Genomic DNA, 13489 nt, shown 5'->3' on the forward strand with positions numbered 1-13489 from the left:
CCCGGAGTCCGGCCATGAACGAGGTCCTGGAGCTCACCAAGCAGGCGTTGTGGCTGGTGCTGATCCTGTCCGGGCCACCGATTGCCGCAGCGGCGATCTTCGGCCTCGTGATCGCGTTCCTGCAGGCGGCCACCCAATTGCAGGAGCAGACCTTCGCCTACGCGGTGAAGTTGCTGGTGGTGGTGCTGACGTTGTTCATCACAGCTTCGCTGCTGGGTGGGACGCTGTTCACGTTCGCGGAACGCCTGTTCATCGAGTTCCCTGGGCTGGTCAGACGATGATCAGGTGGATCGCGGTGCGCGCACGCGCCGGGATGCGCGGCAATCTTGTGTCGACGCAACTGACGAAGCCCGACTGATGCCATTCGACGGTGTTGGCAATGCGCTGCTGGCCTTGGCCCTGACGCTGCCGCGGGTGATCGGCGCGTTCGTGATGCTGCCGTTGCTCACCTCGCAGAACATGCCGGCGATGGTCCGCAACAGCTTCCTGGTCAGTCTTGCGGTGGTCGCCCTTCCTGTCGCGATGGCCGGCGCGCCGATTGATGCGATGGGCGCACCCATGTGGCCGGTGATCGTGCTCAAGGAGATCTTCCTCGGCATGGCAATCGGGTTCTGTTTCGGCATGGTCTTCTGGGCCATCGGCGCGGCCGGCAACTTGATGGACAGCCAGGTCGGCATGGCGATGGCGTCGATCTTCGATCCCATTCAGGGCCATCAGGCAGCCCCGCACGGGCAGTTCCTGTCGCAGTTGGCAGCGTGGCTGTTCATGGCCAGCGGCGCGTTCCTGATCTTCCTCGACCTGCTCCTTTCCAGCTACGCGTTGTGGCCGGTGATGTCCTACTTCCCGCAGATACAGGCCGAGGGCAGGGAATTGTTCATCGGCCAGTTCAGCTACCTGATGACCGCACTGCTGGTGATGGCCTCCCCGGCGTTGATCCTGCTACTGCTGGTGGATCTTTCGTTCGGGCTGGTAAACCGCTACGCGCCGCAGCTGAATGTGTTCGCGCTCACGCTGCCGATCAAGGCCTGGGTGGCGACCGGCATGATCCTGCTGCTGATGGGGGTCTATGTGGAGATGGTGCTGAAGAAGCTGGGTGAGAACCGCGGCCTGCTGGAGGTTCTCAACCGGGCGTTTTCCTGACCGTCCGTCGGCAACGCTGCGCCGCCGGCACGCGGCTCAATCGCGCGCGTCGCGCACGCCCTCGGCCCAGTGCAGGACCTCGGCGACGGCCTCGAAGAACTCGTTGCTGATGTGGTCGTCGAGCGCCACCTTCTCGTGCAGTCCGCGCGCCAGCGGAATGTTCTGCAGGATCGGCACGCCTGCTTCCTCGGCTGCCTGGCGGATCATCTCGGCAGTGTGTCCTTCGCCCTTGGCGACGACGATGGGCAGGTCGGTTTCGCCGTCCTGGTAGCGCAGCGCAATGGCGATGTGGGTGGGGTTGGTCACGACGACGTTGGCTCCGCGGACGGCATGCATCATGTTCTGCTGCGACCACTCCTGATGCAACTGGCGACGCCGCTGTTTGACATGCGGGTCACCCTCACTGTCCTTGAGCTCCTGGCGGATGTCGCGCCGGCTCATGCGCAGGTTTTTCAGGTAGGAGTACTTCTGGTACGACGTGTCCAGCGCGGAGATGAAGAAGAACACGCAGATCGTCCAGATCACGATCCGCGACAGACCTTGCCACAGTGTCGCGCCGATCGCCTGGGGCGGGGAGGTTGGCAACTGCAGCAGGTCGGGAAGCATGCCGCGCACGACGATCCAGCCGATCCCGATCAATGCGGCGGACTTGACGATGGACTTGACCAGATCCACCAGGTTGTCCATTGAAAACATCTTCTTGATGCCTTCAACCGGATTGAGTTTGTCCATTTTCGGCTTGACCTTCTCCCAGCTCAGCAGGGGGCCGACCTGCAGGAACTCGATCAACAGACCCAGCATCAGCGACATCGCCAGCAGCGGCAGCATCAGCCACAGGAAGGTCTCGATCGCGGTCTGCGCCAGCAGCGGGAGGCTCGTCTCGAAAGGTTGCCCCAGCGTCGCCAGGCTCTGTTCAAACAGATTGTTGATCCGTGAGTGCATGGAGCCGACCAGCATCCATGCAGTCACCAGCCAGCCCATCACCAGCACGGTGCCGGTGAGGTCGCGGCTTTTGGAGACATTGCCTTCCTTGCGCGCATCGAGGATGCGTTTTCGGGTAGGAGGCTCGGTCTTGTCAGCGCCTTTGTCTTTCTCCGACACGGGCGGGGCTCGAATCCGGGAGGATCAAAGGCTAGCATGGGCCCATGCCGGTTCCGACAGCCTCCGGATACACCTGAACGCGCCGGCAGCACCCTGGTACTTACCCCAGATGCCAGGGTTGGATGCACGAGGTACATTTCAGCCATCCCTCCGACCCCGGGTGCTATCGAGGCCATCGCAAGCGCATGAACAGCATCGGCAACAGTCCACAACTTGATCGCGCCGGCCTGCAATCGCTCGCCGACCGTCTTGCGCTGGATGATCCTGCACGCCATGGCGCGCAACTGCCGACTGCCAGTCCTGCGATTGACGAAGCCGCCGGCTTACCCAGCCATGCCGCTGGCGCCCTCATCGATGCGGGCGAGCAGGCGCTGAGTGTTGCAGCATGGGACGGCGTCGCCGGCGGGCAGCGGATGTTGCCCAGCGATCTGGCGCTTCAGGGCATGCTGGGACGCCTCGACCTGCCCTCAGCGGTCGATGCCGGCGTTGATGCGGTAGTCGCCGCACTCGACTGAGGGCTAGCATCGGCACGTTGCAGCGTTTGATCCTGCGCGGAGACCGGTTGCCCCATGAATGACCTGATTCCTTCGTCCGACGGACTGCGCGCGGCTTCCGCCAGCCTGGTGGCGGCGCTCGCGTCGCACTCCGATCCCGAGTACCGGCTTAGCGTGCTCAAACGTCTGGCGCGGCGTCTGGGCGAAGCGCGCTACCCGGTCTTCCTGCGCATCCTGGGCGTGATTGCCGAGAGCGACGATCTGCGCGCGCAGCGCCTGCTTGCCGATACTTTCGGGCTCGCGTTGCGCCGCATGGACCTGCCGGGCGGGGCGTTGAGCTCCTGGGGCGCTACGGGCTTGCCCGACACCAAGACGCCCGTGGCCGCCAGCACATTTTCCGGCAACTTCTTTGGCGCCACCCCGCAACGGCTTTTGGGCCCATTGGAGTATCTGGCGGTGTGGCACTTGCAACGCACCCAGCGCCAGCTGCTCGGGCGCGACGCTTTTGTATTGGCGACCGCCCGCCTGGTGGCACTGCTCAACCACAGCGAAGACGCGCGCCGGCTGTATCCGCAAAAACTCGCTGTCGACGCCCAGAATGAACTGGAAGGGGCCTACACGCGAACCACCCGGGAGCGTCTCGCCGCCATGGCCGTCGCCTGGCAGGCGGGGCAATCGCCCGAAGACGTGGCGCGCGCCGCTCTGGGAGCCGCTCCCGACTCACGGGGAGGGCAGTGGGTCGTGCACGATCTCTAGTCGCAGGGCGGCGCGCTGGCCTGTCGTGCGTGCCGCTGGGCGTTGACTTGCACCGCCGCGTCCACAATATTAGATGGTCATGCGGTGCGACTTCCCCGCCCCGTCCTGCAAAGGTGGCCCGCACCAACGTGCCGGTCGAGTGTGTGACATGAGCACTACGCGCATCCAACGCTAGAACCGCCCCGGGCTTCCATTTCGATGCAGGCGCCTTGGGGGCGCTTTTTTTCTTTTCAGGTCGAATGTTTCTCGACCTCCAGCCAGACACCTGTAGACACCGCCATGATCGCAATTACCCTTCCCGACGGCAGTCGCCGTGAATTCGACGCACCCCTGAGCATTGCCGACGTCGCCGCGTCCATCGGCCCGGGCCTGGCCAAGGCCGCGCTGGCCGGCAAGGTGGATGGCGATCTGGTCGATACCAGTTACTGCCTCACCGAAGACGCCGCGCTGGAAATCGTCACCGACAAGCACCCCGACGCGCTGGAGGTGATCCGCCATTCCACGGCGCACCTGCTCGCCCAGGCAGTGCAGCGGCTGTTCCCTGGCACGCAGGTCACGATCGGGCCGGTGATCGAGAACGGCTTCTACTACGACTTCGCCTACGAGCGGCCCTTCACGCCTGAAGACCTGCCCTCGATCGAAGCGGAGATGCACAAGATCGTCAAGGAAGCGCTGCCGGTGAGCCGCGAAGTAAAGACGCGTCACGACGCGATCCATTACTTCAACGGCATCGGCGAGCACTTCAAGGCCGAGATCATCGCGTCGATCCCGGACGGTGAGGACCTCTCGCTTTATACCCAGGGCGAGTTCACCGACCTGTGCCGCGGCCCGCACGTGCCCAGCACCGAGAAGCTTCGCAGCTTCAAGCTGATGAAGGTTGCCGGCGCCTACTGGCGAGGCGATCACAACAACCAGATGCTTACCCGCATCTATGGCACTGCCTGGCTCAACGACAAGGACCTGAAGGCGCACCTGCTGCAGCTGGAGGAGGCCGAGAAGCGCGACCACCGCAAGATCGGTCGCCAGCAGGACCTGTTCCACATGCAGGAAGAGGCGCCGGGCCTGGTGTTCTGGCACCCCAAGGGTTGGGCGATCTGGCAGGTCGTGGAGCAGTACATGCGCGGCGTGTATCGCAACAGCGGCTACGACGAGGTGCGCTGCCCGCAGATCCTCGACGTGTCGCTGTGGAAGCAGTCCGGCCACTGGGACAACTACCAGGAGAACATGTTCTTCACCGAGTCGGAGAAGCGCACCTACGCGCTCAAGCCGATGAACTGCCCCGGCCACGTCCAGGTCTTCAACCATGGCCTGCACAGCTACCGTGACCTGCCGATCCGCTATGGCGAGTTCGGCGCCTGCCACCGCAACGAGCCCTCGGGCGCGCTGCACGGGATTCTCCGCGTCCGGGGCTTCACCCAGGACGATGGCCACGTGTTCTGCACGGAGTCCCAGATCGAGTCCGAGGTCACCGCGTTCCACCAGCAGGCGATGAAGGTCTACGAGGACTTTGGCTTCACCGACGTGCAGGTCAAGCTGGCCCTGCGCCCCGAGCCACGTATGGGTGACAACGAGACCTGGGACAAGGCCGAGGAGGCATTGCGCCTGGCGTTGCGAGCCACCGGCGTTGAGTGGGAGGAACTGCCCGGCGAGGGCGCCTTCTACGGCCCGAAGGTCGAGTACCACCTGAGCGACGCGATCGGTCGCACGTGGCAACTGGGGACCATGCAGGTCGACTTCATGATGCCCGGCCGCCTTGGCGCGGAATACATCGACGAGGCCAGCCAGCGGAAGCATCCCGTGATGCTGCACCGCGCAATCGTCGGCTCGATGGAGCGTTTCATCGGCATTCTCATCGAGCACCACGCCGGTCAATTCCCGGCTTGGCTGGCGCCCGTGCAGGCGGTCGTAGGAAACATTACCGATGCCCAGGCCAGCTACGCGGCCGAGGTCGCCCAATCCCTTGCGGATCAAGGGTTCCGGGTGGAAAAGGATTTGCGCAACGAGAAAATCGGCCGTAAGATTCGCGAGCACACGCTCCAGCGCGTGCCTTACCTGCTTGTGGTCGGAGACCGCGAAAAGGAAAACGGCCTGGTCGCGGTGCGCACGCGTGGGGGGGAAGATCTCGGCTCGATGTCCGTTGCCGAGTTCGCCGCGCGTTTACGTAACGAAGACGCTCGCTGAGGCGGCGTAGTCCATACTGTTTCGGCCGCACGTGCGGCTGAACGACCCATACCGGAGATTGCAACATCAGTACCCCCGACAAGCGGAACCGCAAGAATCAGGAGATCCGCGCGCTGAAAGTGCGCGTGATCGGCAGCGATGGCGAACAGGTCGGCGTGCTTTCACGCGACGAAGCGCTTGCGCTGGCACAAGAAGAAGGGCTCGACCTGGTGGAGATCCAGCCGCACGGCGATCCGCCTGTGTGCCGCATCATGGATTTCGGCAAGTTCATCTTCGATCTGCAAAAGAAGGCCAATCTGGCCAAGAAGAAGCAAAAGCAGGTCGAGATAAAGGAAATCAAGTTCCGCCCGGTCACCGATGAAGGTGACTACCAGATCAAGCTCCGCAACATGCGTCGCTTCCTGGAAGATGGCGACAAGATCAAGGTCAACATCCGTTTCCGTGGCCGCGAGATGCGCCACCAGGATCTCGGTCGCCAGATGGCGGACCGGATTGAACTGGATCTGGGTGAGGACATCGTCGTGGAATCACGTCCCCGTCTGGAAGGCCGTCAGATGGTGATGATGATCGCGCCGAAGAAGAAGTAACCGCGCGCTGCCGCTTGGCAGCCGCACACCCGCAGGACACCATTCGCCCATTTGTGTTGCGCGCACCATGCGCTGCCGGCATAATGGGCGGCCCGGTTCGCCGGGGTTGTTGTTTGCAGTTTCAGGACCTGTTGCTGATCCTTTTCGGATCAATGACTTATCGACCGATACGGGCAGGACGGAAAGTGTGGCCATGCCACCGCCCATGTCAGTGACATATACCCGAAAGGACCTTCGCAATGCCCAAGATCAAAACCCACCGTGGGGCGGCCAAGCGTTTTCGCAAGACCGCGTCCGGCAAGTTCAAGTGCGGCCACGCCAATCGTAGCCACATCCTCACCAAGAAGGCGACCAAGCGGAAGCGCAACCTGAGGCAGACGAATTACGCCCGCCCGGAAGACGCTGGCCGTATCAATCGCATGCTGCCGTACGCCTGAGGAGGACTGAGAAATGGCACGAGTCAAACGTGGTGTACAGGCGCGCCGTCGCCACAAGAAGGTGTTGGACCTCGCCAAGGGCTATTACCATGCCCGCCGCAAGGTTTATCGCGTAGCCCATCAGGCCGTCATCAAGGCACAGCAGTACGCCTACATCGGCCGCAAGCAGAAGAAGCGCAACTTCCGTTCGCTGTGGATCACCCGCATCAATGCGGCTGCACGCATGAATGGCATGAGCTACAGCCGCTTCATGAATGGCCTGATGAAGGCCGGCATCACCCTCGATCGCAAGGTGCTGGCGGACATCGCCGTGCACGACGCGGCGGGTTTTGCCGCGCTCACCGAGAAGGCCAAGGGCGCGCTCGCAGCGTAAAGGTGCCGCATCGGCGCGCGGCACTGTCCGCGGGCGCCGGTCAGCAACGAGAGTCACGCATGGGGAAGGGCGCAAGTCCTTCCCCATGTTTTTTTTTGGAACAGGCATGAGCGCAATTGAAACCCTCACCGCCCAGGCGCTGGAACGCATCGCCGCCGCCGATGCCCCCGCCATCGTGGAGTCGCTGCGAGTGGAGTTGCTGGGCAAGTCCGGCAGCATCACCACGCAGCTCAAACAGCTCGGAACACTGCCCGCCGATCAGCGCAAGGCAGCAGGCGAGGCGATCAACAAAGCCCGCAACACTGTCACCGACGCGCTCGTCGCACGCCGTGACGCGCTGGAGAACGCAGCGCTGGACGCCCGACTGGCGTCAGAGGCCATCGATGTAACGCTGCCCGGCATCAATTCGTCGCGCGGTGGCCTGCATCCGGTCAGCCGCACCCTGGAACGGATCACCGACATCTTCGGGCGCCTGGGTTTCGAACTCGCTGACGGACCGGAGATCGAGGACGACTGGCACAACTTTGAAGCACTGAATTTCCCGCCGCATCACCCGGCGCGGGCGATGCACGACACCTTCTACATGCGTCCCGACGGCAGTGGCGTGGCGCGCCTGTTGCGCACCCACACCTCCGGCGTGCAGGTCCGCTACATGAAGGATCATGCTCCGCCGCTGCGAATGATCGCCGCGGGCAAGGTCTATCGCAGCGACAGCGACCAGACGCACACGCCGATGTTCCATCAGGTCGAAGGCCTGCTGGTGGACGAGCACGCCAGCTTCGCCGACCTCAAGGGAACCCTCACGGAGTTCGTGCGCGCGTTTTTCGAGCGTGACTTCCAGATGCGCTTCCGTCCCAGCTACTTTCCGTTTACCGAGCCATCGGCAGAAGTCGATATTGCCTGGGAGCAGCCCGATGGCAGCATGCGCTGGCTGGAGGTATTGGGCTGCGGCATGGTCCACCCCAACGTGCTGCGCAACATCGGCGTCGACCCGGAGAAGTACACCGGCTTTGCGTTCGGCCTTGGCGTGGAGCGTTTTGCGATGCTCCGCTACGGCGTCGACGACCTGCGCAGCTTCTTCGAGAATGACGTGCGTTTCCTGAAACAGTTCGCGTAAGCCAGGGATCGATTGAATGAAGTTTTCCGAAAACTGGCTGCGCCAGCACGTATCCACCACTGCAAGCCACGACGAGCTTGTCGCCACCCTCACCGCGATCGGGCTGGAGGTGGAAGAGGTCACCCGCATCGGCGAATCCCTTTCCGGTGTCGTCGTGGCCAGGATCGTATCGGCGGAGAAGCACCCAGAGGCCGACCGCCTGCAGGTCTGCCAGGTTGATGCCGGCAACGGCGAGCTGGTGCAGATCGTCTGCGGCGCACCCAATGCTCGGGCCGGCCTGTTGGCTCCGTTGGCAAAAGTCGGGGCGGTCCTGCCCGGTGGCATGAAAATCGAAGCGGCCACGCTGCGCGGTGTCGAGTCGTTCGGCATGCTGTGTTCGGCCAAGGAGCTGGGCACTGACAGCGATTCGTCCGGCCTGCTTGAACTGCCTGGCACTGCGGCACCGGGCACGCCGGTAGCCGAGCTGCTCGGCCTTCCCGACTTCGCGATCGAGATCAAGCTCACCCCCAACCGCGCCGATTGTTACGGCGTTCGCGGCATCGCCTTCGATGTGGCGGCGGCGGCCGATGCGGACGTGTCGGCGTTGAACGTGGAGCCGGTCGCAGCACGAATTGAGGACGCACTTTCGATCGAGCTGGATGCTGGCGCCGACGCGCCGCGCTACTGCGGCCGCGTGCTGCGCGATATCGATGCCACCGCGACCACCCCGCTGTGGATGGCCGAGCGGCTGCGCCGCAGCGGCGTACGCCCGGTATCGCTGCTGGTGGACGTCACACAGTACGTGATGCTGGAGCTCGGCCAGCCGATGCATGCCTTCGATCGTGATCTGCTCAGCGGTGGCACGGTGGGCGTCCGTCGGGCGCGCGCAGGCGAGCGGATCAAACTGCTGGACGGCAGCGAGCCCGAACTGGATCCGCAGTTCCTGCTCGTTACCGATGCCGACACGCCCATCGCGCTGGCGGGAATCATGGGTGGCTTTGATGCGCGCGTTACCGACGCGACCCGCAGCGTGTTCCTCGAGGCTGCCCATTTTGCGCCCGCCGCAATCATCGGCCGCAGCCGGAAGCTCGGCCTGCATACCGATGCCAGCCACCGCTTCGAACGCGGCGTGGACCCCGAACTTCCGCGCGTAGCCATCGAGTACGCCACACGGCTGATCCTTGACGTCGCCGGCGGTAGCGCGGGGCCGGTGGTGGAGGCAGCGCTCCAGGAGCACCTGCCACAGCCACAGCCCATCCTGTTGCGCCGTGCGCGGCTGTCGCGGGTGCTTGGCATCGAGGTGCCGGATGCGCGGGTCGAACGTATTCTCGGTGCGCTGGGCTTGCAGGTGGAAGCGCGGGAGGAAGGGTGGAAGGTCATCGCTCCCAGCCGCCGCTTCGACATCGCAATCGAGGAGGACCTGATCGAGGAGGTCGCCCGCATCCACGGCTACGACAATATTCCGACCACGCTGCCCAGCGGGGCTTCGCGATTGGCCGCGCCTACCGAAACCATCGTCGACAAAGGCGATATCCGCCGCCATATGGCCTCTAGGGACTATCTCGAAGCGATCAACTACGCCTTTGTCGATGCTGGCGTGCTCAATTCATGGGCGGTATCGGAGGATGCGGTGGCCATCGCCAATCCCCTCAGTGCCGAGCTGGGCGTGATGCGCACGATGCTGTTGCCGGGCCTGGTGTCGGGGCTGGCGCGAAATGCCTCACGACAGCAATCCCGGATTCGCCTGTTCGAGACCGGCAATGTCTTCACTGCGGTCGATGGTGATGCGCCGCGGCATACCCAGCGCATCGCTGGCGTGGCGTGCGGCGATGCGGACGCGGAGCAATGGGGCCAGGCCTCACGCGAGGTTGGCTTCCACGACCTGCAAGGCGACCTGGAGAGCCTCGCCGGGCTTTCCGGCGCACGCCTGGAGTACGAGCCCGTCGTCATGCCTTGGGCGCACCCCGGACGCTGTGCCCGTGTCCTTCGACGAAGTGAAGCAGGCGACGCAACCGCACTTGGTTGGATAGCCCAGCTGCACCCGCGCCTGCTGCAGACCCTTGAAATTGACGTCGACGTGATCGCCTTCGAGCTGGATCTGGAGCCGTTGCAGGCACGCCCCGTGCCCAAGGCGAGTGGCCGGTCACGGTACCCCTGGGTGCGGCGGGACCTGGCCTTCGTGTTGCCCGAATGCGTGCCCTGGGGAGACGTCGCGCGGAGCGTCCGCAACGCTGCCGGCCCGGTACTGCGCGATCTGGTTCTGTTTGATCGCTACCAGGGCAAAGGGGTGGAATCCGGATGCAAGAGTCTTGCTATGGGCTTGATTTTGCAGGAGGAATCCCGCACCCTCATCGAGTCTGACGTGGATCGCGTCGTGGCTTCCGTCACGTCTGCGATGGTTTCCGATCACGCAGCAAAGATTCGGGACTGAGCCGGTTTTCGGCCTTCAGCGCGCGAGCCAGGCACAAAGCAGGGGACGGAGCGGACAATGGCGTTGACCAAGGCTGAAATGGCCGAGCGGCTGTTTGACGAGGTCGGCCTCAACAAGCGTGAGGCCAAGGAATTCGTCGACGCTTTCTTTGACTCCCTCCGCCAGGCGCTGCAGAGCGGACGCCAGGTCAAGCTGTCCGGTTTCGGCAACTTCGATCTGCGGCGCAAGAAGGAACGGCCTGGACGTAATCCCAAGACCGGTGAGGAGATTCCGATTTCCGCCCGAACCGTGGTTACGTTCCGTCCGGGGCAGAAATTGAAGGAACGCGTCGAGTCCTACGGCGGTACCGACAATGCTTGATCCGGGCAGCAACCGCGAACTTCCGCCGATCCCGGCCAAGCGCTACTTCACCATTGGCGAGGTTAGCGAGCTGTGCGACGTCAAGCCGCACGTGCTGCGTTATTGGGAAACCGAGTTTCCTTCGCTGAAGCCGGTCAAGCGGCGGGGCAACCGGCGCTATTACCAGCGCCACGAAGTACTGATGATCCGCCAGATCCGCGGCCTGCTGTACGAGCAGGGCTACACGATCGGTGGCGCGCGCCTGCGTCTTGAAGGCGAAGAGGCCAAGGACGAGTCAGCGCTGAGCACGCAGATCATCCGACAGGTCCGGATGGAGCTGGAGGAAGTGCTGCAGATGCTGCGCCGGTGACAATGCAGTGCATCGCAGCGCGCCCTGAAGGGCTCGCGATTTACTGATTTTCAGCTATACTCTTGCGTCGCCGGAACAGCGGCGGACAGCAACATCTTCGGGGCGTAGCGCAGCCTGGTAGCGCACTTGTCTGGGGGACAAGTGGTCGTCGGTTCAAATCCGGCCGCCCCGACCAAATCACGATTCACTGAAATGCCTGCGCAAGAATCCGCAGGCATTTTTTTTGCGTGATGCGGTTACGTGCACCCGCTGCTGCCTGCTCAGATCGCCGCGCTACGCGGTGGGGCACTGTCTAGGTCGTGCCAGCGCTGGATGATCGCGCGGCGGATGCCTTCGGTATCCAAACCTGCCTCGGCCAACAGTTCCTCGCGGCTACCGTGCGCCTGGAAGGCATCAGGCAGCCCGAGGTGCAACATGGATACATTCAGGCCTTCTGCCGCCAGCAGCTCGGCAACGCCGCTGCCGGCACCGCCGGCAACAACGTTGTCTTCCAGGGTTACGAACCCTTCGTGATCGGCGGCAAGCTGAAGGATCAGTACTCGATCGAGCGGTTTGACGAAGCGCATGTTGACCACGGTGAGCCCCAACGCCTCGCCGACCTGTTCCGCTGCGGGCAACAGGGAGCCGAAGGCGAGCAGGGCGATGCGCGAGCCGCGCCGGCGCAGCTGGGCCTTGCCGATCTGCAGCACATCAAGGGTCGACTGCACGGCAACACCCGGACCACTGCCACGCGGATAGCGCACGGCGGCGGGGCCATTGAAGCGGAAGCCGGTGGACAGCATCTGGCGGCACTCGTTCTCGTCCGCCGGCGCCATGACCACCATATTGGGGACGCAGCGCAGATAGCTCAGGTCCAGATTGCCCGCGTGCGTTGCACCGTCCGGGCCAACCACACCGCCCCGGTCGATCGCAAACAGCACGTCCAGCTCCTGCAGCGCCACGTCATGGATCAGCTGGTCGTAGCCGCGCTGGAGGAAGGTGGAGTAGATCGCTACCACGGGCTTGGCGCCCTCGCAGGCCATTCCGGCTGCCAGGGTGACGGCGTGCTGTTCGGCGATGGCGACATCGAAATAGCGCCGCGGATACTCCTTACTGAAACGCACCAGGCCGGAGCCTTCGCGCATCGCCGGAGTAATCCCCATCAGTTTGTCGTCGGCGGCCGCCATGTCGCAGATCCAGTCGCCGAAGACGTCGGTGTAGGTCACCTTCTTCGCGCCCGCCTTGCTGACCATGCCGAGCTCGGGATTGAACGGACCGACCGCGTGATAGCCGATCTGGTCGCCTTCGGCGCGCTCGTAACCTTTGCCCTTGGTGGTGATGATGTGGAGCAGCTGCGGGCCCTTCATCCCCTGCAGGGTCTTCATGGTGCCCACCAGCGCTTCCAGGTCGTGGCCATCAATCGGACCGGTGTAGTGGAAACCGAGCTCCTCGAACATCGTCGAGGGGACGAACATGCCCTTCCACTGCTCCTCCCAGCGCTTGACGAACTTCGCCGCCGGCCGGTTCTTGTCGCCCAGCAGCTTCTTGCCGCCTTCGCGGAGCGCATTGAGGGTCCGGCTGCCGGTCAATCGCCCGAGCATCCGTGTCACGCCGCCGACATTCTCGGAGATCGACATCTGGTTGTCGTTGAGGATGACCAGCAGGTTCGGTTCGATGCCGTCCGGGTCATCGCCCATGCCGCCGCCGTGGGCCAGCGCCTCAAAAGCCATGCCGCCAGTGATTGCGCCGTCGCCGATGACCGCAACCACCTTGCGCTCGTCGCCGGCGCGCTGGAGCGCGATGGCCATGCCCAGTGCGGCAGAGATACTCGTCGAGCTGTGGCCGACGCCGAAGGTATCGAACTCCGATTCGTCGCGCTTGGGGAAAGGCGATACGCCGTCCCTCTGCTTCACCGTCTGGATCACATCGCGCCGGCCGGTAAGGATCTTGTGCGGATAGGTCTGGTGGCCGACATCCCACACCAGCCGGTCGGTGGGAGTGTCGTAGAGCCAGTGCAGCGCCACGGTCAGCTCGATCACGCCCAGGCCTGCGCCAAAGTGCCCGCCCGACTGCGCAACCTGCTCGATCAGGTACGCCCGCAGCTCATCGGCGATGGCTGGCAGATCCTCCACCGGGAACTGACGCAGGTCGGCTGGCACCTGGATGCGCGAGAGACGGGGATAGCGTTGCGGATCGATCATCAAT

14 protein-coding genes and 1 tRNA gene are annotated in these 13489 nt (G+C 63.8%); 13 read left to right on the plus strand and 2 right to left on the minus strand.

The window, feature by feature from the left end:
• Positions 1 to 14: 14 nt before the first annotated feature.
• Complete coding sequence (gene sctS / locus KZ491_RS01490; protein WP_222564106.1) at positions 15 to 281, plus strand: type III secretion system export apparatus subunit SctS; 267 nt, start codon at positions 15 to 17, stop codon at positions 279 to 281.
• Positions 282 to 357: 76 nt separating this feature from the next.
• On the plus strand, positions 358 to 1140 hold the full coding sequence (gene sctT, locus KZ491_RS01495; protein WP_222564107.1) for a type III secretion system export apparatus subunit SctT: 783 nt from the start codon (positions 358 to 360) through the stop codon (positions 1138 to 1140).
• 36 nt (positions 1141 to 1176) lie between these two features.
• Here the strand turns inward: sctT and sctU are convergent, their stop codons facing one another.
• Positions 1177 to 2241, minus strand: a complete 1065-nt coding sequence (gene sctU / locus KZ491_RS01500) for a type III secretion system export apparatus subunit SctU (protein WP_222564108.1) — start codon at positions 2239 to 2241, stop codon at positions 1177 to 1179.
• Between the two features lie 185 nt (positions 2242 to 2426).
• Between sctU and KZ491_RS01505 the strand changes: the two genes are divergently transcribed.
• From KZ491_RS01505 to KZ491_RS01555, 11 genes are all read left to right on the plus strand, one after another.
• On the plus strand, positions 2427 to 2756 hold the full coding sequence (locus tag KZ491_RS01505) for a hypothetical protein (protein ID WP_222564109.1): 330 nt from the start codon (positions 2427 to 2429) through the stop codon (positions 2754 to 2756).
• A 54-nt stretch (positions 2757 to 2810) separates the two neighbouring features.
• Positions 2811 to 3491 (plus strand): hypothetical protein, encoded by a 681-nt coding sequence (locus KZ491_RS01510; protein WP_222564110.1) that lies wholly within the window; start codon positions 2811 to 2813, stop codon positions 3489 to 3491.
• A gap of 279 nt (positions 3492 to 3770) precedes the next feature.
• Entirely contained in the window at positions 3771 to 5672 is a 1902-nt protein-coding gene (thrS, locus tag KZ491_RS01515; protein ID WP_222564111.1) for a threonine--tRNA ligase, read from the plus strand.
• Positions 5673 to 5737: 65 nt separating this feature from the next.
• Complete coding sequence (gene infC, locus KZ491_RS01520; protein WP_222564688.1) at positions 5738 to 6259, plus strand: translation initiation factor IF-3; 522 nt, start codon at positions 5738 to 5740, stop codon at positions 6257 to 6259.
• Positions 6260 to 6498: 239 nt separating this feature from the next.
• Positions 6499 to 6696 (plus strand): 50S ribosomal protein L35, encoded by a 198-nt coding sequence (gene rpmI, locus KZ491_RS01525; protein WP_043958488.1) that lies wholly within the window; start codon positions 6499 to 6501, stop codon positions 6694 to 6696.
• 13 nt (positions 6697 to 6709) lie between these two features.
• Positions 6710 to 7069: a 50S ribosomal protein L20 gene (gene rplT, locus KZ491_RS01530; RefSeq protein ID WP_043958489.1), complete on the plus strand. Its 360-nt coding sequence runs from the start codon at positions 6710 to 6712 to the stop codon at positions 7067 to 7069.
• Between the two features lie 106 nt (positions 7070 to 7175).
• Positions 7176 to 8186, plus strand: coding sequence for a phenylalanine--tRNA ligase subunit alpha (pheS, locus tag KZ491_RS01535; RefSeq protein WP_222564112.1), 1011 nt, complete (start codon positions 7176 to 7178; stop codon positions 8184 to 8186).
• 16 nt (positions 8187 to 8202) lie between these two features.
• Positions 8203 to 10596 (plus strand): phenylalanine--tRNA ligase subunit beta, encoded by a 2394-nt coding sequence (gene pheT, locus KZ491_RS01540; protein ID WP_222564113.1) that lies wholly within the window; start codon positions 8203 to 8205, stop codon positions 10594 to 10596.
• A 57-nt stretch (positions 10597 to 10653) separates the two neighbouring features.
• Complete coding sequence (locus KZ491_RS01545; RefSeq protein WP_222564114.1) at positions 10654 to 10956, plus strand: integration host factor subunit alpha; 303 nt, start codon at positions 10654 to 10656, stop codon at positions 10954 to 10956.
• Positions 10949 to 11305, plus strand: coding sequence for a MerR family transcriptional regulator (locus KZ491_RS01550; protein ID WP_043958492.1), 357 nt, complete (start codon positions 10949 to 10951; stop codon positions 11303 to 11305). Before KZ491_RS01545 ends, KZ491_RS01550 begins: the two co-directional genes overlap by 8 nt.
• Before the next feature lie 98 nt (positions 11306 to 11403).
• A tRNA-Pro gene (locus KZ491_RS01555) sits at positions 11404 to 11480 on the plus strand.
• An 85-nt stretch (positions 11481 to 11565) separates the two neighbouring features.
• On the opposite strand, the gene dxs is transcribed toward KZ491_RS01555, so the two are convergent.
• The gene (gene dxs / locus KZ491_RS01560) at positions 11566 to 13485 is read right to left on the minus strand and encodes a 1-deoxy-D-xylulose-5-phosphate synthase (protein ID WP_222564115.1); all 1920 of its coding nucleotides are present in this window, start codon (positions 13483 to 13485) and stop codon (positions 11566 to 11568) included.
• Positions 13486 to 13489: the final 4 nt, after the last annotated feature.

Origin of the sequence: Novilysobacter antarcticus (assembly GCF_019802285.1) — a bacterium.
In the GTDB taxonomy this organism is placed as follows: domain Bacteria; phylum Pseudomonadota; class Gammaproteobacteria; order Xanthomonadales; family Xanthomonadaceae; genus Novilysobacter; species Novilysobacter antarcticus.

Bases quoted from the DNA above. Each gene is read 5' to 3' on its own strand.
- KZ491_RS01550 (WP_043958492.1), top strand. From the start codon at position 10,949: ATGCTTGATCCGGGCAGCAACCGCGAACTTCCGCCGATCCCGGCCAAG.
- thrS (WP_222564111.1), top strand. From the start codon at position 3,771: ATGATCGCAATTACCCTTCCCGACGGCAGTCGCCGTGAATTCGACGCA.
- sctT (WP_222564107.1), top strand. From the start codon at position 358: ATGCCATTCGACGGTGTTGGCAATGCGCTGCTGGCCTTGGCCCTGACG.
- KZ491_RS01510 (WP_222564110.1), top strand. From the start codon at position 2,811: ATGAATGACCTGATTCCTTCGTCCGACGGACTGCGCGCGGCTTCCGCC.
- rpmI (WP_043958488.1), top strand. From the start codon at position 6,499: ATGCCCAAGATCAAAACCCACCGTGGGGCGGCCAAGCGTTTTCGCAAG.
- dxs (WP_222564115.1), bottom strand. From the start codon at position 13,485: ATGATCGATCCGCAACGCTATCCCCGTCTCTCGCGCATCCAGGTGCCA.
- pheT (WP_222564113.1), top strand. From the start codon at position 8,203: ATGAAGTTTTCCGAAAACTGGCTGCGCCAGCACGTATCCACCACTGCA.
- rplT (WP_043958489.1), top strand. From the start codon at position 6,710: ATGGCACGAGTCAAACGTGGTGTACAGGCGCGCCGTCGCCACAAGAAG.
- sctS (WP_222564106.1), top strand. From the start codon at position 15: ATGAACGAGGTCCTGGAGCTCACCAAGCAGGCGTTGTGGCTGGTGCTG.
- KZ491_RS01505 (WP_222564109.1), top strand. From the start codon at position 2,427: ATGAACAGCATCGGCAACAGTCCACAACTTGATCGCGCCGGCCTGCAA.
- KZ491_RS01545 (WP_222564114.1), top strand. From the start codon at position 10,654: ATGGCGTTGACCAAGGCTGAAATGGCCGAGCGGCTGTTTGACGAGGTC.
- pheS (WP_222564112.1), top strand. From the start codon at position 7,176: ATGAGCGCAATTGAAACCCTCACCGCCCAGGCGCTGGAACGCATCGCC.